The organism is Neorhizobium descurainiae, assembly GCF_051400715.1.
Taxonomy (GTDB): Bacteria; Pseudomonadota; Alphaproteobacteria; order Rhizobiales; family Rhizobiaceae; genus Neorhizobium.
On sequence record NZ_JBLFFK010000024.1, the window covers coordinates 43851 to 66948 of the forward strand.

Sequence of the window (23098 nt, forward strand, 5' to 3'; positions counted from 1 at the left end):
ATCTGGGGCGGATGAGCATATGACTGTCCAACTCATTGCGATGCAGCTGTTTTCGGGCCTCGCCCTCGGCGCGGTGCTGATCATGGTTGCGCTCGGCCTGTCGATTATCTTCGGCATGCTGGGCATCGTGAACTTCGCGCATGGCGCGCTGTTCATGGTGGGCGCCTATGCAGGTCTTTACGTGGCGGGGCTGACGGGGAGCTTCTGGTGGGCTCTCCTTTTGGCGCCGGTGCTGATCGGCCTGTTCGGCATGCTCATCGAGCGTTTTCTCATCCGTCCCCTCTACGGCCGCTCGCCGGACGATCCGCTGCTTTTGACCTTCGGCCTCGGCTATGTCCTGGTCGAGGCGGTGCGCATCCTCTTCGGCACCGACGGCATTCCCTTTTCCACCCCGGCGGCCCTGCGCGGCGTGGTGAACCTCGGCATTGGCTTTTTCCCGCTCTACCGCCTCTTCGTCATCGGCGTGGTGCTCGCCGTATTGCTGCTCCTCTGGATCGGCCTCGAAAAGACGAAATTCGGTCTGATCGTACGGGCCGGATCGGCCGATCCGCTGATCATGCGCGTGCTTGGCGTCGATATCAGTAGATTGTGGCTGGTCGTCTTCGGCATCGGCGTCGGCATCACCGCGCTCGGCGGCGTGCTTGCGGCACCCATGCGCAATGTCTCCCCGGAAATGGGGGCGCTGGTGCTCGCGGAGGCCTTTGTGGTGACGGTGATCGGCGGCATGGGATCGCTGGCCGGTGCGGTAATCGCCGGGCTCATCGTCGGCGTCGCGGTCAGCATGACCTCGCTTTTCGCGCCGGAAATGGCGACGATCGTGATGTTTGCGCTGATGGCGCTCGTCCTGCTGATCCGTCCGAACGGCCTTTATGGCCGTGCGGCGCCAGGGCTGTGAGGAGCGACCATGTCCATCGTCAGAAACGTGGAACTTGCTCCAACGACATCCCGGAACGGTCTTGCGACGCTTTTCCCAAACGCCAGCCGCTGGCGCGTGCCGCTTTCGATCCTGGCGCTTTGCATCCTGCCCTGGATACTCCCCTCCCAGGCGCTCGCGGTGAACGTGCTGATCTACGGCCTCGTGGCCGTCGGCTACAATCTGCTGTTCGGCTATACCGGCCTGCTCTCCTTCGGCCACGCGGCCTTTTTCGGCGCCGGGGTCTACGCGACTGGTATCGCGATCGGGGTCTTCGGAGTGAATTGGTTTCTCGCCATGCTGATCGGCGTCGCCGTGGCCGGCGGCCTTGCGGCCGCCATGGGCGTGCTGGCGATCCGCACGCGCGGCATCTATTTTTCGATGGTGACGCTCGCCTTGTCGCAGCTCGTCTACTACACCACCGTGCAGGCGTCCTCCTGGACCGGGGGAGAGAACGGCCTGCGCGGCTTCACGGTCAGCGCGCTGGCTTTCCCGGGTTTTTCGCTGAACTTCCTCGATCCGCTCGTCAAATATTACGCCATCATGGTGGTCGTGGCGCTTGCGCTCTGGTTCGTGTCGCGGGTGCTCAACTCGCCGTTCGGCGCCGTCATCGAGGCGATCCGCGAAAACGAGACGCGCGCTCGTGCCTGCGGCTACAATGTCGAGCAGACCAAGCTTCTATCCTTCGTGCTGTCCGGCATTCTCTGCGGGCTCGCCGGCACCCTGTCGGCCATGCACCTGTCGATCGTGCCGCTCGACTCGCTTCACTATCATACTTCAGGCCTGATCGTGATGATGACCCTGCTTGGCGGAGCCGGCAGTTTCTTCGGCCCCTTCGTCGGCGCGCTCGCTTTTCTTTCTATGGAGGATATCTTCTCGCTCTGGACCTCCAACTGGCAGCTCATCGTCGGCGCGATCTTTATCCTCTTCGTCCTCTATCTGCCGAAAGGTATCTGGGGCACGCTGATTTCCTGGGGGAGGGGCCGATGAGCGAGCCGATCATCAGCGTCGCCAATGTCGGAAAAAAGTTCGGCGGTCTCGTCGCCCTCAAGGACGTCACGGCCGATTTCAAGGAAGGACAGATCACCGCGATCATCGGCCCGAACGGCGCCGGCAAGAGCACCTTGTTCAACATCCTGTCGGGCACCTTGAAGCCGTCGACCGGCACGTTGAAATTCCGCGGTGTGGACATGGCCGGAATGCCGCAGCACGATTACGTGCATCGAGGCATCGCCCGATCCTATCAGATCACCAACATCTTCCCGAACCTCACCGTTCTGGAGAATGTCCGTGTCGCCGCCCAGGCGTTCCAGTCACGGCTGAACATCTGGACCGACCGCAATGCCTATGAAGACATTGAGGAGAAGGCATTCGCGGCGCTTGCCTCCGTGGGCCTTTCGGAACGGGTCGGAACGCCCGCGAAATTCCTGGCGCACGGACAGCAGCGGGCGCTGGAGATCGCCATCGCACTGGTTGCCGATCCGGCCTTGCTGCTGCTCGACGAACCGACAGCCGGCATGGGACCGGAAGAGACCCGCGAGATGGTCGCGCTGATCGAGAAACTCGCTGCCGATCGGACGATTCTCCTGGTCGAACACAAGATGAAGATGATCCTGGGCCTCAGCGACCGGGTCCTTGTCCTGCATCACGGCCAACTGCTGGCGGACGGTACGCCGAAGGAAATCCAGGCGAACGTCGAGGTCCGCCGCGTTTATCTAGGACAGAACGATGGCTATGCTTGAAATCGAAGGGCTCAACGGCTGGTATGGTGCAAGCCATGTCCTCCATGGCGTATCCTTTTCCGTGGAGCCCGGCGAGATCGTCGCGCTCGTCGGCCGCAATGGTGCGGGCAAGACCAGTATCATCCGTTCGATCATGGGACTGATGCCCCGCATCGCCGGCAGCATCCGGTTTAACGGCAAGGAAATCTCCCGATTGCAGGCGCATGACCGCTATGCCCTGGGTCTCGCCTACGTACCGGAAGAACGGCGCATCGTGCGCGGCTTGACTGTGCTCGAAAACCTCCAGCTCGGCCTAGTGGCCGATCGGAAAGGCATCGACGAGAATGCCGCGATCGAAGAGATCGCCCGCAGTTTTCCGCGCCTGAAGGAGCGGTTACATCAGGAAGGTGTGACGATGTCGGGCGGCGAGCAGCAGATGCTGGCGATCGCCCGTGCGATGATCGGCAGACCGAAGATGATCCTGCTTGATGAACCGTCGGAAGGCATCATGCCGGTTCTGGTCGAGGAAATGGGCGTGCTGTTCCGGCAGTTGCGGAACGAAGGGACGACGCTGCTGCTTGTCGAGCAGAATGTTGAATGGGCGCTGAAACTCGCGGATCGCGCTGTGATCGTCGATCAGGGCGAGATCGTCTACCGCAGCGACGCGGCAACGCTTCTCGCCGACAAAGACATCCAGGAACGGTATTGCGCGGTCTGAACCGCTGATCCCCATCGATCAACATTGGAACGGATGAGCCTCGTCGCGCGGCGGGGAGAGGATATCGCTATGGAGATTACCGGTGAATATAAGCTCGAAGAGCCACGTGAAGATGCGTGGGTCAGGCTGTTCGATCCCGATGTCCTGCGGCGGTGCATACCGGGCTGCAAGGAGCTGACCCAGACCGGCGAGAACAGTTTCGACGCCAAGGTCGTGCTGAAGATCGGGCCGATCTCGGCGGCCTTTGCGGCGACGGTCGAGATCTGCGACATCAACGCTCCCGAAAGCTGTCGCATCACCGGCAAGGGCAACGGCGGGATCGCCGGTTTCGCCAAGGGCGACTGCGTGGTCGAGCTTGCGGCCGAAGGGGACACCACGATCCTGACCTATAGAGCGGATGCGGAAATCGGCGGAAAGATCGCAGCGCTCGGCAGCAGGCTCGTCCAGGCAACCGCGAAGAAGCTTGCCGACGAGTACTTTGCTGCGTTCGCGATGTCCGGCTCTTCGGCCAAGTGAACACCCTGCTGCTTTGCGATCGGCTCTCCGAGGCTTCTTGATTTCTCATCGCCTAGAATGCGACCCGATCCCCGCCCTTTAGCTTGAGGATCTCGCGCGCCTCGGCGGGTGTAGCGATCTCGCAGCCCAGCCCCTTGATGATTGCCCGCACCGTCGAGACTTGCTGGGCGTTGCTCTCGGCAAGTTTCCCCGGGCCGATCCAAAGCGAATCCTCAAGACCGACGCGCACATTGCCGCCCATGGCGACGGACATGGCGGCGATGTTCATCTGGTTGCGGCCGGCGCCCAGAACCGACCAATTATAATCATGTCCGAACAGCCGGTCGGCGGTGCGCTTCATCATCATCACGTCTTCCGGATGGCTGCCGATACCTCCCAAAAGACCGAAGACGCTCTGGATGAAGAAAGGCGGCTTCACCAGGCCTCGATCAACGAAGTGGGAAAGCGTGTAAAGGTGGCCGATATCGTAGCATTCGATTTCGAAACGCGTGTCGTTGTCGGCGCAGGTGGTCAGGATCCTTTCGATGTCAGCGAACGTATTTTTGAAGATCCGTTCCTTCGAGCCTTCCAGATAGGGCCTTTCCCAGTCGTATTTGAAGTCCGTAAAGCGATTCAGCATGGGAAAGAGCCCGAAATTCATCGAACCCATGTTGAGCGAGGCGATTTCCGGCTTGAAGGTCGCCACCGGCTTCAGGCGCTCGTCAACGGTCATCGTCTGCGAGCCGCCGGTGGTGATGTTGATGACGACGTCGGATTTCTGCTTGATCACCTTCAGGAAGGGCGAAAACGCCTCGAGGCTCTGGTCGGGCCGCCCGTCCCGTTCGTCCCGGGCGTGGAGATGGACAATGGCGGCACCAGCTTCGGCGGCCTCGATCGCCGCGTCCGCGATCTGCCCGGCGGTGATCGGGATATGCGGCGACATGGACGGCGTATGGATCGATCCCGTCACGGCGCAGGTGATGATGACTTTACGGGCGGGCATGCGGGATCTCCTCCTCCGGCATCTCGAATGTATCAGGCGGCCAGGTTCAAAAGGCGGGCGGAATTATCGCCGATCAGCGTCCGGATCTCCTGGTGCGAGAACTGCATGTCGAGCAGGGCATGGACGATCTGGCGGTATCCTTCGATCGGGCGGGGCGCGCCGAGCAGGCCGAGGTCGGAGCACAGGCAGGTCTTGTCGATGCCGGCGATGTCGATCAGATGCTGCAGATAGCCCGGTTCGTATTGGTTGCCGGAGCCCTCGATGAACATGCAGATCGAGTGTTCCATGTAGACGCCCATGTCGACCAGGCCCTTGATGTCCTCGTCAGAGCAGCCGACGATATAGGTCGGATGGTTCACGAGCATCTTCTTGACGCCCCGCTTCTTCGCCTCCTCGAACAAAACGAAGAGTTCGGAGGCTTCGAGATGACCGCCCGCGAGGATGATATCGCCTTCGGCGATCAGGTCGAGAACGTGCCTGGTCTCATCGGTGAGCCTGCCGCTGGCGTCGAGCACGCTGAGCGGGGAGGGATCGAGCATCTTCTGGGATGTCTTCGGAAAGCTCTTCGCCTCCGTCAGGCCCTTGCGGATATGGTTTGCGGCGGCAAGCGTCGGCATCCAGACGATCTTCGCGCCGATCTTGATCGCATGGTCGACGGCATAAGGGTTGATGCCGCCGCTCGCATTGTTCAGCGCGATGCCGGAAAAGAGCTTGACCCCGGTATCGGGATAGATGGCCTCCAGCATCTTCGCATGCGGCGTGCCGAGATAGAAATGATCCTTGTAGAGCAGCGCACGGAAACCGGCCTCGGCAGCATCCTGCATCGCCTCCCGATGGTCGAGGACGCGAGGCATCGCGGCAGGCCCGCTGTGGCAGTGAAGATCGACCGCCCCTTTCAGCAGCGTTGCGACCTCCTCGTCGCGGGAAGTGCCATTGGCGATGATGGATGATACCGTATCGGATGTCATTCTGCTTCTCCCTGATCAATATTCGGCGGCAGCCCCGGCCTCTGGATCATCCCGCCGCCATTTCGCGGAAATCCGCCAGGACCTTGCCCGCCGCCTGGCGCATCAGGCCCTGGTCGGACGAGACGATGAAGGATGTGACGCCCATGGTCCGAAACGGAGGCGTTTCGGCGATCGACCCGACCATGACGGAGACGGGCTTGCCGACTGCGGCAGCCGCCCTGGCAATTTTTTCCGTCGCGGACTGGATTTCCGGAGCGCCCTGCGATTGCGCTCTCATGGTGACCGAAAGATCGCCCCGGCCGACGAAGAAGCCGTCCAGCCCGTCGATCGCGACGATCTTATCGATCACATCCAGCGCCTCGGGATCCTCGATCATCGCTATCACGGTGACCGACTTGTCCTGCGCCTCGACATGCTGCCACATACCGAGCGTGCCATATCCGCCCGCCCGCGGTGAATTGGAAAAGCCGCGGGAGCCGCCTCTGTAGCGGCAAGCCGAAACGATCGCCTTCGCTTTCTCGACGCTGAAAACATGCGGGACGAGCACGCCCGCCGCCCCGTCGTCCAGGACGGCGAGCAGCTTGGCCGGAGTGGGCTCAGCGACGCGCACGATCCCGGCGGTGCCAACGGCGCGCGCCGCCAATAGCCCGTTGTCGATCGTGACCCGGTCGAACGGCGCATGTTCCTCATCGATGACCACAAAATCAAACCCCATGCCACCGAGAATCTCGATCGAATGCGTGGTGGGCGTCTTGATGAAGGAGCCGAGAAGGAACTCCCGCTTAAGGAAACGCTGGCGGAACTCGGATGGGCGCGCCGTTGACATGAGCCGGAATTCTTTCTAGTGTATCGCTGTTCAGAACAGCTTTCTGATTATTGAACTTTTTACACCTGCGCCCGGGGTGTCTGTCAAGGGCGCTGAGGGATTCGACTTTTACGGGGAGGCCGGAATGCCGCGGATTGAAGGCAAGAGTGGAGATGGCGTTCAGGCCGTCCAACTCGCGCTCAGCATTATCGAATATCTTGCAAAGGAGCGGCAGGCGGTGGGTGTTACGGCACTGGCGCAGGCGCTGGGAACCACCAAGAGCCGCATCCATCGGCACCTCCAAACGCTTGTTCAGCAGGGTTATATCGTTCAGCCAAGAGATTCGGATCGATACGGGAGTGGTCCGCGTCTGGTGGCTCTGGGGAGGGCCGTCAGCGACAATCTCGACCTTGCCCATGTGGCTGCGGATCCGCTGATGGAGTTGAGGGACGCGCTCGGGCATTCGGCCGTCGTCTCTCAAATTACTCCGGACGGAATGCGGGTTCTCGCGACGGTTCCAGGGCGTTCACCCATTGAGATCGGCGTGCGCGCGGGTTCGCTTCTTACCTTCAACAGCTCCGCGCAGGGCAAGGTGGCGCTTGCCTTTGCCTCTGCAGAATTCCGCGACCGGGTGCTGCGTGGCAAGTTCGAAATTTTCACACCACACACGATTATCAGCCCGGCCGTGCTGGTCGCGGAGCTGGAAACGATCCGGGCTCAGGGATGGGCGACGGCTCCCAATCAAACGGCCATCGGCCTGAATACGCTGGCTGCCCCGATCTTCGATTCGTCGGGAGTGGTCTGCGGCGCCGTCGGGATCGTCGACATGATCCAGTTCATCGCGGAAGCCCCATCGGACGATCAGCGCTTGAGGACGATTGCGGCGGCCCGGCGTGTTTCTCAGGCGCTGGGTTATCAAGGTCTTTAGTGGCCGCTCGGCATCGAGTGCCGTGAGTATTGACAATCGGGAGGTGCTGCGTATTCTTTTCATCGAAACATTGTTTCATAGATAAGAACAGGCGAATGGAGGTTCGCCTGTTCGTGGGGAGGAGGAAGGAATGCACAAGCGACGCATGCTGATTTGCGCCATCATGGCGGTATTTGCCTTTTCCGGAAAGGTTTCGGCGGAGGAGGTGTTCAAGATCGGGTCTTCCGTCGGCCTGACGGGCTACGCTGCCGTGGTCGACCGCGCCTGGCGCGACGGGCTGACCGTCGCGGCGGAGGCGCTGAACGAGAAGGGTGGTCTTCTCGGCAAGAAGATCCAGGTGATTACCGAGGATAATCATTCACAGCCGCAGGATGCGGTTGTCGGATATCGCAAGATGATCTCCAGCGACGAGGTCCATTTGTTCAACAGCGGGTGTGTGTCGGCCGGAAACTTCGCCGCCGCCTCGTTTGTGATGCGGGCCAACCTGCCCATGTATCTCTGCTCGATCCTGCCCCAGCGCGAGAATGAGCAGGTCTGGGCGTTCAGCTTCCTCGCGCCGCCGAAGTTCGAGATCGAATCCCGTTACCGCTACCTCAAGGAGAAGACCGGCATCCGCAAGATCGGACTGCTCTACGATCCGACCCCCTACGCATTGATGATGAAGGATCTAGGCGAAGAGCTCGCGAAGGAGTTCGGCCTCGAAGTCGTGGCGGAGGAAACCTACAAGGCGGACGACGCCGACATGACGGTGCAGATCGGCAGGATCAATGCGGCCGGCGGCGGTGCGGTCGTGAAGATCGGGCAAGGCGGTTCAACGGTGACGGCCGCCAAGAATATCAAGCAACTGGGTCTCGACAAAATGCTGCTGCTCTCCAGCAATGACGACGGCTCGATCTTTTCGCAGGCCGGCGAGGTGCTGGGAGACCGCTTCCTCTTCGTGGCTCCTCCTGTGCAACTGCCAAAACAGCTGAAGCCCGGCCCGAGCAAGGAAGCGGTCGATGCCTTCCTGAAATACTGGAAGCCGAAATATCCCGATCGCGATCCGGCCAACAGCGCCCGCGCCTGGGATTCCATGATGGTGCTTGCAAAAGCCGTGGAAATCGCCAGTTCGACCGAAGGCGAGGCGATCCGCGACGCAACCGAGAAGGTTCCGACCTATACGGGCGCCTATGCCACGTTCAACTTTTCGGACAAGCAGCATGTGGGCATCACGGAAAACCCCTTCCTGATCGGCAAGTTTGCCAACGGCGAACTGGTGATTGCCGAATGAGCGCGACCGGCACCACCGCGGCAAGTGCCCCTCTCCTGGAGGCGAGGGACATCTCCGCCAGCTACGGGCGCGTGCAGGCGCTCAAGCCGACGAGCCTGCACATCGCCGAAGGCGAGCTCGTGACCATCCTCGGCCCGAACGGTGCGGGAAAGACCACTTTGATGCGGGCTCTGACCCGCCTCACGCCCAGCGTGGGAAGCGTGTTCTTCCGCGGCGAGGACATCAGCGGACTGCCGACCCACAAGCTGGCGCGCCGCGGCATCGTCATGGTGCAGGAGGGGAGAGGGCTCTTTCCGCAGATGAGTGTGCGGGAGAACCTGATCATCGGCGCCTACCTGCATGCCGCCGAGGCGGAGGCGCAGATGAACACGGTCTTCGAGCTCTTTCCGCGCCTGCGCGAGCGCATCGACCAGATCGCCGGCTCGCTTTCAGGCGGCGAACAGCAGATGCTGGCGATCGGCCGTGCCTTGATGGCCAAGCCGCAGCTCCTGATGCTCGACGAGCCTTCGCTCGGTCTCGCTCCCCGTGTGGCGTTCGAGATCCTCAGCACGCTCAGCGAGCTGAACCGCCGGGGCATCGGCATTCTCCTGGTCGAGCAGAAGGCTCCGCTGGCGCTCAAGCTGGCCCAGCGCGCCTATGTCATCTCGCTCGGCAAGATCGTCGCAGAACTCAAGACAGACGAGATCAAATCGTATCATGACCTCGCACGCTACTATCTCCATTGAACCTGCGGGCATCCGCTGGCAGGCGATGCTGCCTGCCGCCGCCGTGGTGGTTGTGGCCGGATTCGGGCTCCTGTCGAGCGACTATGTCGTGACGGTGCTCGGCTTCGCCTTCATCTACACAATCTTCTGCACCGGCCTGAATTTCTTCATGGGCTATACCGGTCAGGCTTCGTTCGGGCAAAGCGCCTTTGCCGCGATCGGCGGTTATGGAAGTGCGATCCTGTGCGCCGACTATGGCTGGGAACCGGTTCTGGCGCTGCTCGTCACGATGGCGCTTTCCGGTGTGGCCGCGGTGATCGTCGGATTTCCGACCTTGCGCCTTCGCGGCCACTATCTCGCGATGGCCACCTTCGCGCTCGGGCTCATCGTCTACGAGGTCACCATCGAGTGGACGGCGCTCACGCAAGGATACATGGGCTATTCAGGCATACCGCCGCTCGGCATCGCCGGATACGAACTTGTTACCGTCAAGCAGCAATTGGTGGCACTGGTCGTCCTGGCGCTGTTCGGCGTGGCCGTAGCCGCCCGCCTGCGGCAGTCCCGCTTTGGCCGGGCTCTGGCCTCGATCGCCGGCAGTGAGTCGGCCGCCCTCGCGCTCGGTGTCGATATCGCCCGCTACAAGCTGATCGCTTTCGTCATTGCCGCGCTTTATGCCTCGGCGGCCGGTTCGCTGTTTGCCCATTTCATCGGCTTCATCAGCCCGGAAGTCTTCGGCGTCACGATGGTCGTGCAAAGCTTCGCGATGCTCTATCTCGGCGGCATCGGAACCATGTGGGGGCCGACAATCGGCGCGATCATCGTGTCGATCCTGCCGGAGGCGCTGCGTAGCCTCAAGGAGATGCAGGATATCGGCTACACGGCGATCCTCATATTCATCCTCATCTTCGCACCTCGCGGCCTGGCCGGCCTGTCGGTGCTGTTCAGGCGGGCTCGTGGCCGGGCGCAGGAGGTCGCATAATCATGGCGCTTCTATCCGTTCGCGAAGAGACGATGCGTTTCGGCGGCCTGTTCGCCAACCAGTCGATATCCTTCGACGTCGAAGAGGGGGAGCTGCTGGCGGTGATCGGCCCGAACGGGGCCGGCAAGACAACGTTGTTCAACGTCATCTCGGGTTTCTTCCCGCCGACATCCGGTTCGATCCACTTCGATGGAAAGGACATTACCGGGATGCCCTCTCATCAGGTGGCGTCGGCCGGTCTGGTGCGGACCTATCAGCTCGTCCAGCTCTTCAAGCATCTGACCGTCGCCGAGAATGTCGAGATCGGCAGCCACAGGGTCACGCGCGGCGGCGTGTTCTCGGCGCTTTTCAGGCCGGAATGGATGCGCAAACAGGAGAAGAGCGTGCGCGAAGGTGCCCGCGAGCTGCTGCGCTTCGTCGGTCTGGAACATCAGGCGGACCTCCAGGCCGACAAGCTGCCATATGGCCGGCAGCGGCTTCTCGAAGTGGCCCGCGCGCTTGCCGCCAAGCCCCGGCTGTTGCTGCTGGACGAACCGGCCGCCGGCCTCAACACCCAGGAGACCGAGGCGCTCGCGGAAGTCATCACCCGCATCCATCGCGCAGGGACGACCGTCATCCTCATCGAGCACGACATGAGCCTCGTCATGAAAATCGCCCAGCGCATCGTCGTGCTGGATTTCGGAAAGAAGATTGCCGAGGGAACGCCGGACGAGATCAAGGCTCATCGGGACGTCATCGCGGCCTATCTCGGCGGAACGGAGACGGCCGATGCCTAGCCTTGTCGAATTTCTTCAAAGCATCGTCAACGGGATCGGGGTCGGCCTCATCTACGGCCTCGTCGGGATCGGTTTCTGCGTCATCTACAATGCGAGCGGCATCGTCAATTTCGCCCAGGGCGTCTTCGTCATGCTGGGCGGCATGGTTTGTCAGGCGCTGCTCGCCCAGCTCGGCATCCCCCTCGTGCTCGCCGTTGCGCTCACCATCCCGCTTGTGGCGATCTCAGGCATGATCATGGAACTGGTGATCGTCCGGCCGATGATGCATCGTGGCGCAACGCTGTTCGCGATCATTCTCGCGACCCTTGCGGCACAGATCATGATTGAGCGCATCACGCTGCTGACCTTCGGCGACCGGCCGCGCACCTATCACGAATTCACCGAGGGCGGGCCGCTCAAGATCGGTGACGTCGCGATCGGCTACCAGCTTTTCTGGATTCTTGGATGCGGGGCGCTTCTGGTCCTGCTTCTGTGGCTGTTCTTCACTCGCACACGGACGGGACGTGCGTTGCGCGCCTGCTCGCAGAACCGCGAGGCCGCTCAGCTCCTCGGTGTTCCGGTCGCACGGATGATGCTGATCTCGTTTGCCCTAAGCGCGGCACTCGGGGCGATCGCCGGCATCCTTGTCACTCCGACGCAATACACTGCCTACAACGTCGGCACGCCCTTCGGCGTCAACGGGTTCATCGCGGCCATCATCGGTGGTTTCGGACGGGCAGGCGGGGCGCTGGCGGGCGGGCTGCTGCTCGGCGTCCTGCAGGCACTCGCGATCGTGGCGCTCGGAGCGGGCTTCAAGAATGTCGCAGCGCTGAGCGTTCTATTGGTCGTGCTGCTGCTCTTCCCCAACGGGCTCTTTGCCGGCTTCGGCCGGAGTGCGAAGGCGCATTGAACGAGCGCCGGCACACGCCCGGAACGGCCAACGAGAAAGGAATAGTCCATGTACAACAGCAGTGATCCCCGCAACTCGCTGGCGACCGCCCGGTCGGGACCCGCGGCCACGGAATTCGCCGCCGCAGAATACCTGAAGTTCTACGAAATGCCGCCCCAGGAAGACGATGCCAACGGCAAGACCTGGCTAGGCCGCGGACAGAATTTCATTATCGCGTACAGCGAAACGAAGACCGGAGCGGTCTTTTCCAGAAAGGCACAGATCGACGAATATGTCGTCCTGCTGCCTGCTGCCAACTCGTCGGCCGCGATCACCTGGCGGGGAAAAACCGAAACCGTCCCCGGTTATTCGCTCGCCTTCGTGCCGGCCGGCGATAGCACGATCATCATGCCGGAAGGCGGGCGCCTCGTGCGCATGTTCTCGACCCGCTCTGAGGATTTGGCCGCGGCCTGCTCCAATGCCGCCGCCTATGCGGCACGCCATCCGAACATCCCGCCCTTCCAGCCCTGGCCCGAACCACGGGGTGAGAAGCGAGTGCGGGTCTATTCGCTCGACGTGCCCGACGAGCCCGGCCGTTTCGGCCGCATCTGGCGCTGCACGACTTTCATGGTCAACGTCCTTCCACCGGACAAGGGGCCACGTGACGTCACAAAACTGTCGCCGCATTACCATGACGATTTCGAGCAGTGCTCTCTGGCGCTCGAAGGTTCCTACACGCACCATATCCGCTGGCCATGGACGCCAAATCTCCATGCATGGCGGCCCGATGACCACGAGCTTTGCGGTTCGCCGTCCGTCACCGTTATTCCGCCCCCGGCAATCCATACGTCGCGTGGCATGGATGCAGGTGTGAATCAACTGGTCGACATCTTTTCTCCGCCGCGGTTGGATTTTTCAGAGAAAATGGGCTGGGTGCTGAATGCGGATGACTATCCGATGCCGGATGCAGGCAGATGAGCGGCGGATTGCAGGATAAGGTCGTGCTTGTCACCGGCGGATCACGTGGCATTGGCGCGGCGATAGCACGCCGGTTCGCCTCGCTCGGCAGTCGCGTGGTCGTCGCCTATAGATCCGATCGCGAGGCGGCGGAAAAGCTTGCAGGTGACCTGGTGAATGCCGGCGGCCATTGCATCGCCGTGCAGGCGGATATCGCCAATCCGGACGATATCAGGACCCTTGTGGCATCGGTGGTCGAACGCTTCGGCAGGATCGACGTGCTGGTGAATTGCGCCGCGGTCGGGCCGTACCGCCCGCTCGGCCAGATGGATGCGTCCTTCATCCGGAGCATCCTCGAAACCAATGTGATGGGTATCGTGCTGATGACGGAGGAAGTATTGCCGCACCTTGCCTCGCCCGGCGGCCGCATCATCAATTTCTCGTCGGCGCTGGCTTTCCGACCGATCCCGACAAGTTCGGTCTATTCAGCCTCCAAGGCTGCGGTCGTGACGCTAACGCACGCGTTCGCCAAGGAGTTGGGGCCGAAGGGCATCACGGTGAATGCGGTGGCGCCCGGCGTGATCGAGACGGACTTGACCACGAAGATCCTTGCCGAAAGGGGCGAGCAGATCCTGGCGATGACGCCGCTTGCGCGGATCGGCAAGCCTGACGACATCGCCGGTATCGTGACTTTCCTCGCTTCGCCGGATGCGGGCTGGATCACCGGACGCACCATCATCGCCGACGGCGGCGTCACCTAACCTCGGGCGCCCGCAGCCTATGCCAATGGTTGGCGCCCAAGACGTTGATGCAGTTCAGCCACGACTGACTTTCGAAACCGCGGCGTTCAGGGCCAAAATTGCGTTCTGGAGCCGAGGACGGTCGATCATCCTGATCATCGACGGGCGGGAGCACGAGTTTTGCTTCGGTAGGGCACTCACCGAGGCCAGGGCGCTTGCGCTGTTGAGCGAGTATCACGTGCCGGTCGAAAGAGAGGACGCCGCAAGAATTGCGGTCTTCCTGACGGCCGCCGTTTGCCTGCTTGCGCTCGTACTTCTCTTCCTGATCCCCTGAAGCAGCCCGGCTGAATCAGTGCAGCGACAGACGGGTCTGGCAGAAGCACGAAGGTGAAACTGGAGCATTTGTCGCTGGCTGCAAAGTGGTCGCAAGAGGATCACACCGCAAGATGGTTCGAAAGGCGATCCAGGTCCTCGGAAATTGCTGCTGCCGCTGATTTCAGGATAGGAGCGTACCGATCGCAAGCCTCCCGCTCCGAACCGAATGCCGATTTGAAATAGGTCAATCCTATGCTCGCCAGTACCCGGCCGCCGTGGCTGATGATAGGAACACCGATCGTGTTGGAGTTCTTTGGCTCCACCAGCGACGATCGGATAGCATATCCGTTTTCATGCACCCTTCCCACAAGCTTCTTCAGCTCGTCCGGATGATGGCTGAGGGCATTCTCCGGATCGTCCGACCGCTTCAGGACGTCGATGATCAGCTCGAACTCGTCGTCGTCCAGAAAAGCCAAATAGGCAAGGCCGAGGCCACGCGTGAGAAAATTCAGGCGCTTGTTGACCGTACTGTGGAACGGCGAAACGAAACTGTCCGGAACTGTGCTGAAGCGCACCACCATCCTGTCATAGTCCGGCAAAGCTATCGCTACCGGCCACTTGTGCTGGCGGGTCATCGCGATCGCCCATGCGCGTCCGGCCTCCACGACCAGTGGGCCTTTGTGATAGCCGGAACTCAAGGACGTCACGAGGGCACTGACCTGGTATCCGCCCTGGCGAGGATCGTTTTCGACATATCCCGCATCCTCGAGAGTACGCAGGATGCGCACGAGAGTGGGTTTGGGAAGCTTTGTCCGCGCATGCAGTTGCGCGATGGTGTTTATCGGCTGCAAGTTCAGCTCCTGCAGGACAGCCATCGCGCGTTCAATCGCTCGAATGCCCATAGATCCTCCTCCCGTAGCATCTGGTGCATCGCCGTTTCGCAACGCGAAACGGAGGGGATGATAAGTTGTGACCTCCGGGAGTCAAGCTTTACGAGACCCTGGTTGCTATCAGGGGAAGATCATGGCTTCGGCAGACGATGTGACACGCAATAGGGAACAAGTCCGGCAGCTTATCGCGGGCATAGACGATACCGCGGCCGATGCTTTGCTGAAGGGCGCCATCGACCTTCATGTCCATTCGGGGCCATCGACGATGCCGCGAAAACTCGATCACATGGAGGCGGCGGAGGAAGCGGCTGCGGCGGGAATGCGTGCCCTCCTGTTCAAGGACCACCACTATTCGGTGGCGCCTGTCATACCCATGATGGAACGCTTGTTCGGAGACCGCGGGCTATCCATGTTCAGCGGCTTGGTGCTCAACAATTCGACCGGAGGGTTGAACCCGTTCGTTGTCGACGCTCAGTTGAAAATGGGCGCCAAATTGATCTGGATGCCGACGGCCCAGGCAGCCAACCATATCCGCAGCGCGCACCGCAAGACGCGGCTCGCCTCGAACGTCCAGTTGAGGCCGTCCCCGGCCCTCACGGTCGTGGATCCCTACGGCAATATTCTGGACGAGGTGAAGCAGATCCTCGATCTGATCGCTGAGTTCGATGCCATTCTGTCGTCAGGCCATCTGCATGTCTGGGAAATATGGAAGCTCTTCGATGAAGCGCGGGCGCGCGGCGTCAAGCGGCTGCTTGTCAACCATCCGATGTACGGTTTGCACTTCACCTATGAGGACATCCGGGAACTGGCTCAGCTCGGAGCACTGATCGAGCAGTCCGCCGGCCTTTATGTCGATTCCCGGTTCAACTCCTACACGCCGGAGGAGTTCAAGGAACATATCCTTGCCGCGGGCGTCGAGCATTCCTCGATCGGCTCGGACCTCGGTCAGGTAGACAATCCCACGCCGGTCGAGGGCATGCGTCAAGCGATCAAGCTCTGCCTTGCGCTCGGCTTCAGCGAGGCAGACGTGCGCACCATGGTCGCGGACAATCCGGCTCGCCTCCTCGGATTGGTGAACTGAACATCGAACGGCGGGCAAGGGACGTGCAAGCGATCTCGATCGAACGGCCTGGCGGGCCTGAAGTCCTTCAGGTCATCGAGCAGCCGCGCCCTCGGCCGCAGGCGGGGGAGGTTCTTGTAAAGGTGGTGGCTGCCGGGGTTAATCGCCCCGATGTGCAGCAGCGGCGCGGGCTTTATCCACCGCCGCCAGGCGCGTCCGTCATCCCCGGCCTCGACGTGGCGGGCATCATCGAGGAAGTTGGCGAGGGCGTTGACGCACCGCAGACGGGAGACGTCGTCTGCGCCCTGGTCAACGGTGGGGGCTATGCGGAGTTCTGCATTGTCCCGGCCGTGCAATGCATGCCGGTTCCCGAGGGCTTAAGCTTCGTTGAGGCGGCCTCGCTCCCGGAAGTCTTTTTCACGGCCTGGAACAATCTGATCTGGCTGGCGCGCCTTGGACAGGGAGAGACCCTGCTCGTTCACGGCGGGACGAGCGGGGTGGGGATGGCCGGCATCCAGATCGCGAGACAGCTTCGGAACGCAACGGTTTTCGCAACTCTGCCAGCAGCGATGAGAAGCGGGCGGTCTGTCAGGCGATAGGCGCGCAGGCAGCCGTCGATTATCGCGGCCCTTGGGACGAGGCTATCCGGGCACTGACGGGAGGCGACGGAGCCGACGTTATCCTTGATGGGCAGGCAGGACCCAACACGCAGCGCCAGTTGGATTTGCTCAAAGACGACGGTAGGCTGGTTTTCATCGCCAGCCATCAAGGCGTTACGGCCGAGGTGAACATCCGGGCACTCGTACGCCGGCGGCTGACGATCACCGGATCAACGCTCCGGCCAAGGCCATCCTCCTACAAGGGAAGACTCGCGAAGGATTTGATCGCGGAGGTTTGGCCGTTGATCGAGGACCGGCGCATCATCACGCGCATCCATCAGGTCGTTCCGTTCCTGGACGTGCAAGAGGCCCATCGTATCCTCGACGAAAACCGGCAGATCGGGAAAGTCGTCCTTGCTATCGACCCGATGCTTGCCGAAGCCGTTCCTGTCTCCGGCAAGCGCTAGCGTCAAGCGGTCTAGCGTCGGGGCATTGGGTAGTCGTCCTCATTGAGGACCCAGCCCGGCTTTGCGGAGAAATCCACCCGCGGCGGCGCAAAGATATCGACCAGCTGGTTGACGCCGGCGGACTCGGCGGTCGTCGTGTGGGTCGCAGGCGGCGGTATGACGCAGATCGAGGGCGACTCGCAGTAGAGATGTTCGTCCTCCCGCCAGACGTTCATGTTCGTCGTCCAGGGCCAGCGCAGATGATGGGTGAAAGTGCCGCTCAGCGCCAGCGAGCACTGTTCGAAATCGTCATGATGATGCGGCGAAACCTTGTCGCGCTCGCGGGGCCCGATACGCGGCGACAGATAGTTGATCATGAAGGTCGTGCAGCGATAGATCCGGCCGAACCGCGACGGGTCGTCAGGGACATCCAGTGTATACCACTTCAACTTGAGGCCGCCGGGCGGCTCGGGCCAGGCTTCGAAGGGCGGTACGTTCGGATGCGGCCCGCGAAACGCCTCGGCATTCGACGCCGCATCCGCGAGATCCTCGGACTTTGGGGTAAAGAGCCGGACGATGGTTCCTGATGTCAGAATCCGGATGGAACTGGTTCCCGGCGGCACGAAGGCGACGGAATATCCGGGGACAATGGCAGCGCCGTCCGCGGTGACAATCTCCACCGAGGTCTCCTTGTCCGGAATGATCACCGCATATTCGTCCGGCTGGGCTTGACGGGAAAAAACGCCGCCCTGCTTTCCAAGGCTGTAGGCGACGACGAAGTTCTGCCCGCGGCTGATCCAGGTGTCGCCGTTGCCGTCAGCGACCTGGGGCCTTTCCTTGTAGAACAGCCCAAGCTGTGAACCAAAAAAGCTGCTGTGGGCCTTAGCACCGGTCTGTTTTGCGTTGCCCTGCAGGCTCGATCGTGGGTCGCTCTGGACATACATCTGGTATCTCCCGCTCGGTTGTCAAAAAAGGTTTGGTCAGATCGCCTTCGGAAGCTGTTTCTTCAGCCCCAGGATTTCGCGCGCTTCTCCAGGCGTCGCGATCGTACCGCCCAGTTCCTTCAGGATGCGCACGGCCTTTTTCACCAGGACCGTGTTGCTTTCCGCCAGGACGCCTTTTTCGAGATAGATGTTGTCCTCCAGACCGACCCGGACGTGACCACCCAGCAACCAGGCTTGCGCCAGCATTGGAAACTCCCAGCGCCCGACGCCGAAAGCGGCCCAATTCGAGCCAGCAGGCAGAAGCGACTTCATGTAGTGCAGGGTTTCCGGTGTGGCGATCGCGCCGTAGCGGATACCGAGCACGATCTGAAACAGCGCCGGCACATCGAGCCGTCCTTCCTGAATGAAGTGATTGGCGAGCTGGATATCGCCGGTATCGAAGACCTCCAGTTCGGGCAGCACGCCCGCCTCGCGGATCAGGTCACTCATGACGGCGAGATTGCGTGGCGTATTGATGACCACGGACGAACCCGAATACATCGTATTGAGGTCGAGGCTGCATATTTCGGGCCGCAGCGCCACTATATGCTCCACCCGGCGCTCGGGGCGCGTGAGAGTGGTGCCGGGCGCTGCAATGCTCGGATCGTCATCGCTCGGAATGAAGCGGCCCCCGGGACCGGTCGTGAGATTGATGATGACATCCTCGTCCGCAGCGCGCAGCCGCTGGACGACCTCCATGTAGTGCTCCAGTTCCATGCTCGGCCTGCCGTCCGGGTGCCGGACGTGGATATGGACGATCGCCGCCCCGGCGCGTACCGCATCCAGGCAGGCATCTGCGATCTGTTCCGGCGTGATCGGCAGAAAGGGGGTCTGGGAGGGGCTCGTTATGTTGCCGGTCACGGCGCAGGTGATGATGGTGGGATCGGGCAAGCGTCGCTTTCCTTGCTGAGCGTGGCATGCCGTACTCGCTCGCATCCGAAGCCGGCAGTCGCAATGCTTATCGCCGGACGTTTCGCCCTTAGAAACGTCCGGCGCTTTACGGCTTTCGTTCCGCAGCGAGAAACGGCTGCACAATTGGCTTCCCGGTTTGGTTTGCCTCCCGCTAGGAGCAGTGATCGAAAGGCAGCCAAATGACAGAACAGCGTCCTCACTTCAGTACATTCCGCCAGCGCCTGCTGGCGCGCGAGCGGATGCTCGGCACCTTCCTCAAGCTTCCGACGACGCAGGTGATCGAAATCCTCGGTCCGATCGGCTACGACTTCGTCGTCATCGATCAGGAGCATGCGCCGCTCGATCGCAATACCACGGATATGATGATCTTTGCCGCGAGGGTGTCGAACATCGCGCCGATCGTGCGCGTCGGCGACTTCAGCGACGCGAATATCCTCTCGGTGCTCGACTGCGGGGCGGTGGGCATCATGGTTCCTCATGTCACGACGGTCGAAAAAGCGCAGGCGATTGCCCGCAGCTGCCGCTACGCGCGCGGCGCTCGCGGATTCGCGGGCCTTACGCGCGCCAGCAACTGGGGCTCTGTCGGCGGAGTACGCCACATGGCCCTCCAGGATCAGCAAGTGACATGCATTGCGATGATCGAAGACTTTGAGGCGGTCGATCGCGCCGCCGACATCGCTGGCATTGACGGCATCGACGCCTTATTCGTCGGCCGGGGCGATCTCACGGCCTCCTTTGGCGACGATCCCGATGCCGATGCCAAAGTTGCCGAGCTCACGGCCAAAGCCGCCGCCGCCGCCCGGCAAGCGGATGTTCCCCTGATGCTGCTGCCGACCAGCAGAACCGATTTTGCGTTTGTCAAGGAGCTCGGCGCCAGCGCCATGTTGGTGTCGAGCGACCACGGCTTCATCCGGTCGGCAGCGAGCGCGGCGCTGAAGGACTATTCTGACTGACGATCGCGGTCGACGAACGCAGCAAGCACGACGATACGCTTGAGCCATCCGCGGATGAGAACGATCAGGGCTTCAAGTCAGGGAGAGAAAATGTCTGCCATCGAAATTCCCGAGCTGAGCGTTCCGAAAGTAGCACTGGTTACCGGCGCAAGCAGCGGAATCGGTCGGGCGACAGCGGCGCGTCTTGCGGGCATGGGTACTGCCGTCATAGTCGGCTACAACAGCCGCCGGGAAATGGCGGAGGAGGTCGTGAGTGGTCTTCGAGGCAGCGGCCACAGCGCCATCCGCATCGCGATCGACGATCCGAAGTCGGTGGCCGACGCGGCCGCAACTGTTCGCAGACGATTCGACAGTCTTGACGCTCTGATAAATTGCGGAGGTGCGACGACCCCGGTTGCCGCCAATGATCTCGATGCGCTCACGGACGATATCTTCGACCGGGCGCTAGCGATAAACCTGAGGGGACCATTCGCCATGGTCCGCGCCTTCCGTCCATTGCTGGAGCAGGGCAACAGTGCCGCTATCGTCAATATTTCCTCCATTGCGGCGCGAACCGGCGTGGGAAGCAGTCTCGCCTATATCGCCGCCAAGGGAGGGCTGGACGCGCTTACCATCGCGCTTGCCAAGGTGCTCGCGCCCAAGGTCCGGGTCTTTTCTGTCTCGCCTGCCGGCGTGGACACCGATTTCGTTCCCAACCGTACCCTTGACCAGCTGCAGAAGATCGCAGAGAGGCTTCCGCTCGGCAGGGTCACCGCCCCGGACGATGTCGCGCGGGCGGTCATAGCCTGCATCGTGCATCTCACGAGTTCGACAGGCATCATCGTTCCGGTGGACGAAGGGCGCCATCTCTAGCGCGAAGGATGCAGGTTTCCCGGCGCCCGCCTCTCGACTGCTGTTGTGACGCTGATTCAGCGCCGCCCATCTTCATCTGGCGAAACACCGTCATTGCGGCGTTGCCACGCTTCGTCAGCTCTGCATTGATCAAACCACATGAACCACTTGCGGAGTGCATCGCGTCGATCGCTCCATTCTACTGAACGGGTCTTCTCTTCGCATATGTTACGATAGCGGGACCACTTATTCTGATGGCGGGGGGAGTGAATGAAGCTTAGCCAGGACGTCCTACTCGGGGGGTTTTTCACGGTCGTCGGTGCCGTATCGGCCTTGATTGCAACACGTTATCCATTTGGTACCTCCAGCCGAATGGGACCTGGTTACTTTCCACTCATCGTGTCGAGCCTGCTCATCGTCACCGGCCTTCTGGTCCTTCTTCGATCGCGGCTGGCTTCGTCGGAACCATTGCCGGTCATCGGATGGAAACCACTCGTCATCGTTCCCGCAGCGATCCTGATCTTCGGGTTGGTCATCGAGCCGCTTGGGCTGCCGCTCGCCGTTCTGCTCCTGACGATCCTGAGTGCGACGACGAGCGTCAAATTCCGGCTCAACTGGAGAGCTTTCGCCGGGTCGCTTGCCTTCGCCGCATTCTGCTCCGTCCTGTTCGTGGAGTTGCTCGGCCTGCCCGTTCCCATTGTCGGGAATTGGCTGCAGGCGGTCGGTTCCTATTGATATCGCGGGGTTTGACATGGACATATTCAGCGGGCTTCTTCTAGGTTTCTCGACCGCAACCACGGCGTCGAACTTCCTCTACTGTTTTTTGGGAGTTCTTCTCGGCACCGCAGTCGGTGTCCTGCCCGGCCTTGGGCCGATCGCCACCATCTCAATGCTGCTGCCTTTCACGTTTGGCCTGCCGGTGGACACCGCGCTCATCATGCTTGCGGGTATCTTCTACGGCTCTCAATACGGCGGTTCCACGACGGCCATCCTGATGAATCTGCCGGGAGAAGCATCGTCCGTGGTCACGACGCTTGATGGTCATGAGATGGCCAAACAAGGCAAGGCTGGACGTGCATTGGCGGCCGCGGCGATCGGGAGCTTCTTTGCCGGCACCGTGGGCACGCTTTTCATAGCCATATCCGCGCCCCTCCTGGCAAGCTTCGCGCTTACCTTCGGACCTGCAGAGTATTTCTCGCTCATCGTGCTCGGCCTCATCACCTCGATGGTGTTGGCGAGCGGATCCCTGTTGACCGCGTTCGGCATGGCACTTTTCGGCATCGTTTTGGGGATGATCGGAACCGACATCAATTCGGGTGCGGCGCGCTACACGTTCGGTTCGCCCAATCTTCTGGACGGGCTGGATTTTGTCGTCGTCGCCACGGGCATATTCGGTCTGGGAGATGTGCTGGCCAATCTGGAGAACGAGCGCAGCCGGGTTGCCAGCGTGGCGTCAGTCAGCAGCCTGTTTCCCACCCGCGAGGATTGGAGCCGGATGTTCGCGCCGATCCTGCGTGGTACCGGTCTCGGTGTGCTGCTCGGCGTGTTGCCCGGTGCCGGCGTTCTGCTGGCGTCCTTTTCCGCCTATGCGCTGGAGAAGAAGGTCTCGCGGCATCCCGAGGAGTTCGGCAAGGGAGCGATCGAAGGTGTTGCGGCACCCGAGGCGGCCAACAATGCGGCGGCGCAAACCTGTTTCATCCCGATGCTGACGCTCGGCCTTCCCGGAACGGCGACCATGGCCCTGATGATCGGCGCGCTGGTCGTTCAGGGCGTCCAGCCGGGGCCGGAAATCCTCTCGCAACAGCCCGCATTGTTCTGGGGGCTGGTCGTGTCCATGTGGCTGGGCAATCTGATGCTCTTATTCCTGAACCTTCCGCTTGTCGGTATGTGGGCCAGGCTGATCGCGGTGCCTTATCATTTCCTGTTCCCGGTCATCTGCGTCTTCATTGCGATCGGCGTCTACAGCATCAACAACAACGTCTTCGATGTCTACCTCATGGCCCTGTTCGGCGTGCTCGGCTACTTCTTCAAGAAGTTGGGGGCGGAACCCGCGCCTCTGATCCTGGCGATGATCCTCGGACCGATGGCGGAAGAATACCTGCGCCGGACGCTTCTGATCTCCCATGGAGACGCGACCGTCTTCCTCACAAGTCCTCTCAGCCTCGGGACGCTTGTCGTTGCCGGCCTGCTTCTCCTTTCGATCGTGTCGCCGCGCTTCCGCAAGGTCCGTGAAGAGGGGCTGCAGGAAGCGGACTGACGGAAAG

General features: G+C 61.5%; 27 protein-coding genes. 21 read left to right on the forward strand and 6 right to left on the reverse strand.

What is annotated here, in order from left to right; translation table 11 throughout:
• Nucleotides 1–19 precede the first annotated feature (19 nt).
• The 5 genes from ACMGE0_RS28310 (at nucleotide 20) to ACMGE0_RS28330 (ending at nucleotide 3868) form a co-directional block, all read left to right on the forward strand.
• Nucleotides 20–895, forward strand: a complete 876-nt coding sequence (locus tag ACMGE0_RS28310; RefSeq protein ID WP_436819222.1) for a branched-chain amino acid ABC transporter permease — start codon at nucleotides 20–22, stop codon at nucleotides 893–895.
• A gap of 9 nt (nucleotides 896–904) precedes the next feature.
• Entirely contained in the window at nucleotides 905–1903 is a 999-nt protein-coding gene (locus tag ACMGE0_RS28315; RefSeq protein ID WP_436819223.1) for a branched-chain amino acid ABC transporter permease, read from the forward strand.
• Nucleotides 1900–2655: an ABC transporter ATP-binding protein gene (locus ACMGE0_RS28320; RefSeq protein ID WP_436819224.1), complete on the forward strand. Its 756-nt coding sequence runs from the start codon at nucleotides 1900–1902 to the stop codon at nucleotides 2653–2655. The genes ACMGE0_RS28315 and ACMGE0_RS28320 overlap by 4 nt, the downstream gene beginning before the upstream one ends.
• Entirely contained in the window at nucleotides 2648–3352 is a 705-nt protein-coding gene (locus tag ACMGE0_RS28325; protein ID WP_436819267.1) for an ABC transporter ATP-binding protein, read from the forward strand. Before ACMGE0_RS28320 ends, ACMGE0_RS28325 begins: the two co-directional genes overlap by 8 nt.
• A 69-nt stretch (nucleotides 3353–3421) precedes the next feature.
• Entirely contained in the window at nucleotides 3422–3868 is a 447-nt protein-coding gene (locus ACMGE0_RS28330; RefSeq protein WP_436819225.1) for an SRPBCC family protein, read from the forward strand.
• A 52-nt stretch (nucleotides 3869–3920) separates the two neighbouring features.
• Here ACMGE0_RS28330 and kce read toward each other — a convergent pair whose 3' ends face one another.
• The 3 genes from kce to ACMGE0_RS28345 are packed head-to-tail and all read right to left on the reverse strand — an operon-like array spanning nucleotide 3921 to nucleotide 6644.
• Entirely contained in the window at nucleotides 3921–4850 is a 930-nt protein-coding gene (gene kce / locus ACMGE0_RS28335) for a 3,5-dioxohexanoate:acetyl-CoA acetone transferase (protein WP_436819226.1), read from the reverse strand.
• Between the two features lie 32 nt (nucleotides 4851–4882).
• A complete protein-coding gene (locus tag ACMGE0_RS28340; protein ID WP_436819227.1) occupies nucleotides 4883–5818 on the reverse strand; it encodes a DUF6282 family protein in 936 nt (311 codons plus the stop codon).
• A 46-nt stretch (nucleotides 5819–5864) separates the two neighbouring features.
• Nucleotides 5865–6644 carry an HpcH/HpaI aldolase family protein gene (locus ACMGE0_RS28345; protein ID WP_436819228.1) on the reverse strand — a complete coding sequence of 260 codons (780 nt, stop codon included), beginning with the start codon at nucleotides 6642–6644 and terminating at the stop codon, nucleotides 5865–5867.
• 124 nt (nucleotides 6645–6768) lie between these two features.
• On the opposite strand from ACMGE0_RS28345, the gene ACMGE0_RS28350 reads away from it, so the two are divergent.
• The 9 genes from ACMGE0_RS28350 (at nucleotide 6769) to ACMGE0_RS28390 (ending at nucleotide 14179) form a co-directional block, all read left to right on the forward strand.
• On the forward strand, nucleotides 6769–7551 hold the full coding sequence (locus ACMGE0_RS28350) for an IclR family transcriptional regulator (protein WP_436819229.1): 783 nt from the start codon (nucleotides 6769–6771) through the stop codon (nucleotides 7549–7551).
• Between the two features lie 130 nt (nucleotides 7552–7681).
• Nucleotides 7682–8821: an ABC transporter substrate-binding protein gene (locus ACMGE0_RS28355; protein ID WP_436819230.1), complete on the forward strand. Its 1140-nt coding sequence runs from the start codon at nucleotides 7682–7684 to the stop codon at nucleotides 8819–8821.
• Nucleotides 8818–9546 (forward strand): ABC transporter ATP-binding protein, encoded by a 729-nt coding sequence (locus tag ACMGE0_RS28360; RefSeq protein ID WP_436819231.1) that lies wholly within the window; start codon nucleotides 8818–8820, stop codon nucleotides 9544–9546. The genes ACMGE0_RS28355 and ACMGE0_RS28360 overlap by 4 nt, the downstream gene beginning before the upstream one ends.
• The gene (locus ACMGE0_RS28365) at nucleotides 9518–10504 is read left to right on the forward strand and encodes a branched-chain amino acid ABC transporter permease (RefSeq protein WP_436819232.1); all 987 of its coding nucleotides are present in this window, start codon (nucleotides 9518–9520) and stop codon (nucleotides 10502–10504) included. The genes ACMGE0_RS28360 and ACMGE0_RS28365 overlap by 29 nt, the downstream gene beginning before the upstream one ends.
• A gap of 2 nt (nucleotides 10505–10506) precedes the next feature.
• Nucleotides 10507–11280, forward strand: coding sequence for an ABC transporter ATP-binding protein (locus ACMGE0_RS28370; protein WP_436819233.1), 774 nt, complete (start codon nucleotides 10507–10509; stop codon nucleotides 11278–11280).
• Nucleotides 11273–12169 (forward strand): branched-chain amino acid ABC transporter permease, encoded by an 897-nt coding sequence (locus ACMGE0_RS28375; RefSeq protein ID WP_436819234.1) that lies wholly within the window; start codon nucleotides 11273–11275, stop codon nucleotides 12167–12169. The genes ACMGE0_RS28370 and ACMGE0_RS28375 overlap by 8 nt, the downstream gene beginning before the upstream one ends.
• Nucleotides 12170–12217: 48 nt before the next feature.
• A complete protein-coding gene (locus ACMGE0_RS28380; RefSeq protein ID WP_436819235.1) occupies nucleotides 12218–13126 on the forward strand; it encodes a cupin domain-containing protein in 909 nt (302 codons plus the stop codon).
• Nucleotides 13123–13866 carry an SDR family NAD(P)-dependent oxidoreductase gene (locus ACMGE0_RS28385; RefSeq protein WP_436819236.1) on the forward strand — a complete coding sequence of 248 codons (744 nt, stop codon included), beginning with the start codon at nucleotides 13123–13125 and terminating at the stop codon, nucleotides 13864–13866. Before ACMGE0_RS28380 ends, ACMGE0_RS28385 begins: the two co-directional genes overlap by 4 nt.
• A gap of 25 nt (nucleotides 13867–13891) precedes the next feature.
• Nucleotides 13892–14179 carry a hypothetical protein gene (locus ACMGE0_RS28390; RefSeq protein WP_436819237.1) on the forward strand — a complete coding sequence of 96 codons (288 nt, stop codon included), beginning with the start codon at nucleotides 13892–13894 and terminating at the stop codon, nucleotides 14177–14179.
• A gap of 100 nt (nucleotides 14180–14279) precedes the next feature.
• Here ACMGE0_RS28390 and ACMGE0_RS28395 read toward each other — a convergent pair whose 3' ends face one another.
• Complete coding sequence (locus ACMGE0_RS28395) at nucleotides 14280–15104, reverse strand: helix-turn-helix domain-containing protein (RefSeq protein ID WP_436819238.1); 825 nt, start codon at nucleotides 15102–15104, stop codon at nucleotides 14280–14282.
• A gap of 79 nt (nucleotides 15105–15183) precedes the next feature.
• Here ACMGE0_RS28395 and ACMGE0_RS28400 point away from each other — a divergent pair, with 79 nt between their 5' ends.
• The 3 genes from ACMGE0_RS28400 to ACMGE0_RS28410 are packed head-to-tail and all read left to right on the forward strand — an operon-like array spanning nucleotide 15184 to nucleotide 17176.
• On the forward strand, nucleotides 15184–16131 hold the full coding sequence (locus ACMGE0_RS28400) for a DUF6282 family protein (RefSeq protein WP_436819239.1): 948 nt from the start codon (nucleotides 15184–15186) through the stop codon (nucleotides 16129–16131).
• Nucleotides 16132–16154: 23 nt separating this feature from the next.
• Nucleotides 16155–16709 carry an alcohol dehydrogenase catalytic domain-containing protein gene (locus ACMGE0_RS28405; RefSeq protein WP_436819240.1) on the forward strand — a complete coding sequence of 185 codons (555 nt, stop codon included), beginning with the start codon at nucleotides 16155–16157 and terminating at the stop codon, nucleotides 16707–16709.
• The gene (locus tag ACMGE0_RS28410; RefSeq protein ID WP_436819268.1) at nucleotides 16706–17176 is read left to right on the forward strand and encodes a zinc-binding dehydrogenase; all 471 of its coding nucleotides are present in this window, start codon (nucleotides 16706–16708) and stop codon (nucleotides 17174–17176) included. The genes ACMGE0_RS28405 and ACMGE0_RS28410 overlap by 4 nt, the downstream gene beginning before the upstream one ends.
• Nucleotides 17177–17187: 11 nt before the next feature.
• On the opposite strand, the gene ACMGE0_RS28415 is transcribed toward ACMGE0_RS28410, so the two are convergent.
• Together ACMGE0_RS28415 and ACMGE0_RS28420 are read right to left on the reverse strand one after the other, a co-directional pair.
• Complete coding sequence (locus ACMGE0_RS28415) at nucleotides 17188–18099, reverse strand: cupin domain-containing protein (RefSeq protein ID WP_436819241.1); 912 nt, start codon at nucleotides 18097–18099, stop codon at nucleotides 17188–17190.
• A gap of 36 nt (nucleotides 18100–18135) precedes the next feature.
• On the reverse strand, nucleotides 18136–19029 hold the full coding sequence (locus tag ACMGE0_RS28420; RefSeq protein ID WP_436819242.1) for a beta-keto acid cleavage family enzyme: 894 nt from the start codon (nucleotides 19027–19029) through the stop codon (nucleotides 18136–18138).
• A 200-nt stretch (nucleotides 19030–19229) separates the two neighbouring features.
• Between ACMGE0_RS28420 and ACMGE0_RS28425 the strand changes: the two genes are divergently transcribed.
• From ACMGE0_RS28425 to ACMGE0_RS28440, 4 genes are all read left to right on the forward strand, one after another.
• Complete coding sequence (locus tag ACMGE0_RS28425; RefSeq protein WP_436819243.1) at nucleotides 19230–20003, forward strand: HpcH/HpaI aldolase family protein; 774 nt, start codon at nucleotides 19230–19232, stop codon at nucleotides 20001–20003.
• A 90-nt stretch (nucleotides 20004–20093) separates the two neighbouring features.
• On the forward strand, nucleotides 20094–20855 hold the full coding sequence (locus tag ACMGE0_RS28430) for an SDR family NAD(P)-dependent oxidoreductase (RefSeq protein ID WP_436819244.1): 762 nt from the start codon (nucleotides 20094–20096) through the stop codon (nucleotides 20853–20855).
• A gap of 249 nt (nucleotides 20856–21104) precedes the next feature.
• Entirely contained in the window at nucleotides 21105–21569 is a 465-nt protein-coding gene (locus ACMGE0_RS28435; RefSeq protein WP_436819245.1) for a tripartite tricarboxylate transporter TctB family protein, read from the forward strand.
• Between the two features lie 16 nt (nucleotides 21570–21585).
• Complete coding sequence (locus ACMGE0_RS28440) at nucleotides 21586–23091, forward strand: tripartite tricarboxylate transporter permease (RefSeq protein WP_436819246.1); 1506 nt, start codon at nucleotides 21586–21588, stop codon at nucleotides 23089–23091.
• The last annotated feature ends 7 nt before the right edge of the window (nucleotides 23092–23098 follow it).

Coding starts and splice junctions, on each gene's coding strand:
- ACMGE0_RS28310 (WP_436819222.1), top strand. CDS start 20: ATGACTGTCCAACTCATTGCGATGCAGCTGTTTTCGGGCCTCGCCCTC.
- ACMGE0_RS28315 (WP_436819223.1), top strand. CDS start 905: ATGTCCATCGTCAGAAACGTGGAACTTGCTCCAACGACATCCCGGAAC.
- ACMGE0_RS28320 (WP_436819224.1), top strand. CDS start 1,900: ATGAGCGAGCCGATCATCAGCGTCGCCAATGTCGGAAAAAAGTTCGGC.
- ACMGE0_RS28325 (WP_436819267.1), top strand. CDS start 2,648: ATGCTTGAAATCGAAGGGCTCAACGGCTGGTATGGTGCAAGCCATGTC.
- ACMGE0_RS28330 (WP_436819225.1), top strand. CDS start 3,422: ATGGAGATTACCGGTGAATATAAGCTCGAAGAGCCACGTGAAGATGCG.
- kce (WP_436819226.1), bottom strand. CDS start 4,850: ATGCCCGCCCGTAAAGTCATCATCACCTGCGCCGTGACGGGATCGATC.
- ACMGE0_RS28340 (WP_436819227.1), bottom strand. CDS start 5,818: ATGACATCCGATACGGTATCATCCATCATCGCCAATGGCACTTCCCGC.
- ACMGE0_RS28345 (WP_436819228.1), bottom strand. CDS start 6,644: ATGTCAACGGCGCGCCCATCCGAGTTCCGCCAGCGTTTCCTTAAGCGG.
- ACMGE0_RS28350 (WP_436819229.1), top strand. CDS start 6,769: ATGCCGCGGATTGAAGGCAAGAGTGGAGATGGCGTTCAGGCCGTCCAA.
- ACMGE0_RS28355 (WP_436819230.1), top strand. CDS start 7,682: ATGCACAAGCGACGCATGCTGATTTGCGCCATCATGGCGGTATTTGCC.
- ACMGE0_RS28360 (WP_436819231.1), top strand. CDS start 8,818: ATGAGCGCGACCGGCACCACCGCGGCAAGTGCCCCTCTCCTGGAGGCG.
- ACMGE0_RS28365 (WP_436819232.1), top strand. CDS start 9,518: ATGACCTCGCACGCTACTATCTCCATTGAACCTGCGGGCATCCGCTGG.
- ACMGE0_RS28370 (WP_436819233.1), top strand. CDS start 10,507: ATGGCGCTTCTATCCGTTCGCGAAGAGACGATGCGTTTCGGCGGCCTG.
- ACMGE0_RS28375 (WP_436819234.1), top strand. CDS start 11,273: ATGCCTAGCCTTGTCGAATTTCTTCAAAGCATCGTCAACGGGATCGGG.
- ACMGE0_RS28380 (WP_436819235.1), top strand. CDS start 12,218: ATGTACAACAGCAGTGATCCCCGCAACTCGCTGGCGACCGCCCGGTCG.
- ACMGE0_RS28385 (WP_436819236.1), top strand. CDS start 13,123: ATGAGCGGCGGATTGCAGGATAAGGTCGTGCTTGTCACCGGCGGATCA.
- ACMGE0_RS28390 (WP_436819237.1), top strand. CDS start 13,892: ATGGTTGGCGCCCAAGACGTTGATGCAGTTCAGCCACGACTGACTTTC.
- ACMGE0_RS28400 (WP_436819239.1), top strand. CDS start 15,184: ATGGCTTCGGCAGACGATGTGACACGCAATAGGGAACAAGTCCGGCAG.
- ACMGE0_RS28415 (WP_436819241.1), bottom strand. CDS start 18,099: ATGTATGTCCAGAGCGACCCACGATCGAGCCTGCAGGGCAACGCAAAA.
- ACMGE0_RS28425 (WP_436819243.1), top strand. CDS start 19,230: ATGACAGAACAGCGTCCTCACTTCAGTACATTCCGCCAGCGCCTGCTG.
- ACMGE0_RS28430 (WP_436819244.1), top strand. CDS start 20,094: ATGTCTGCCATCGAAATTCCCGAGCTGAGCGTTCCGAAAGTAGCACTG.
- ACMGE0_RS28435 (WP_436819245.1), top strand. CDS start 21,105: ATGAAGCTTAGCCAGGACGTCCTACTCGGGGGGTTTTTCACGGTCGTC.
- ACMGE0_RS28440 (WP_436819246.1), top strand. CDS start 21,586: ATGGACATATTCAGCGGGCTTCTTCTAGGTTTCTCGACCGCAACCACG.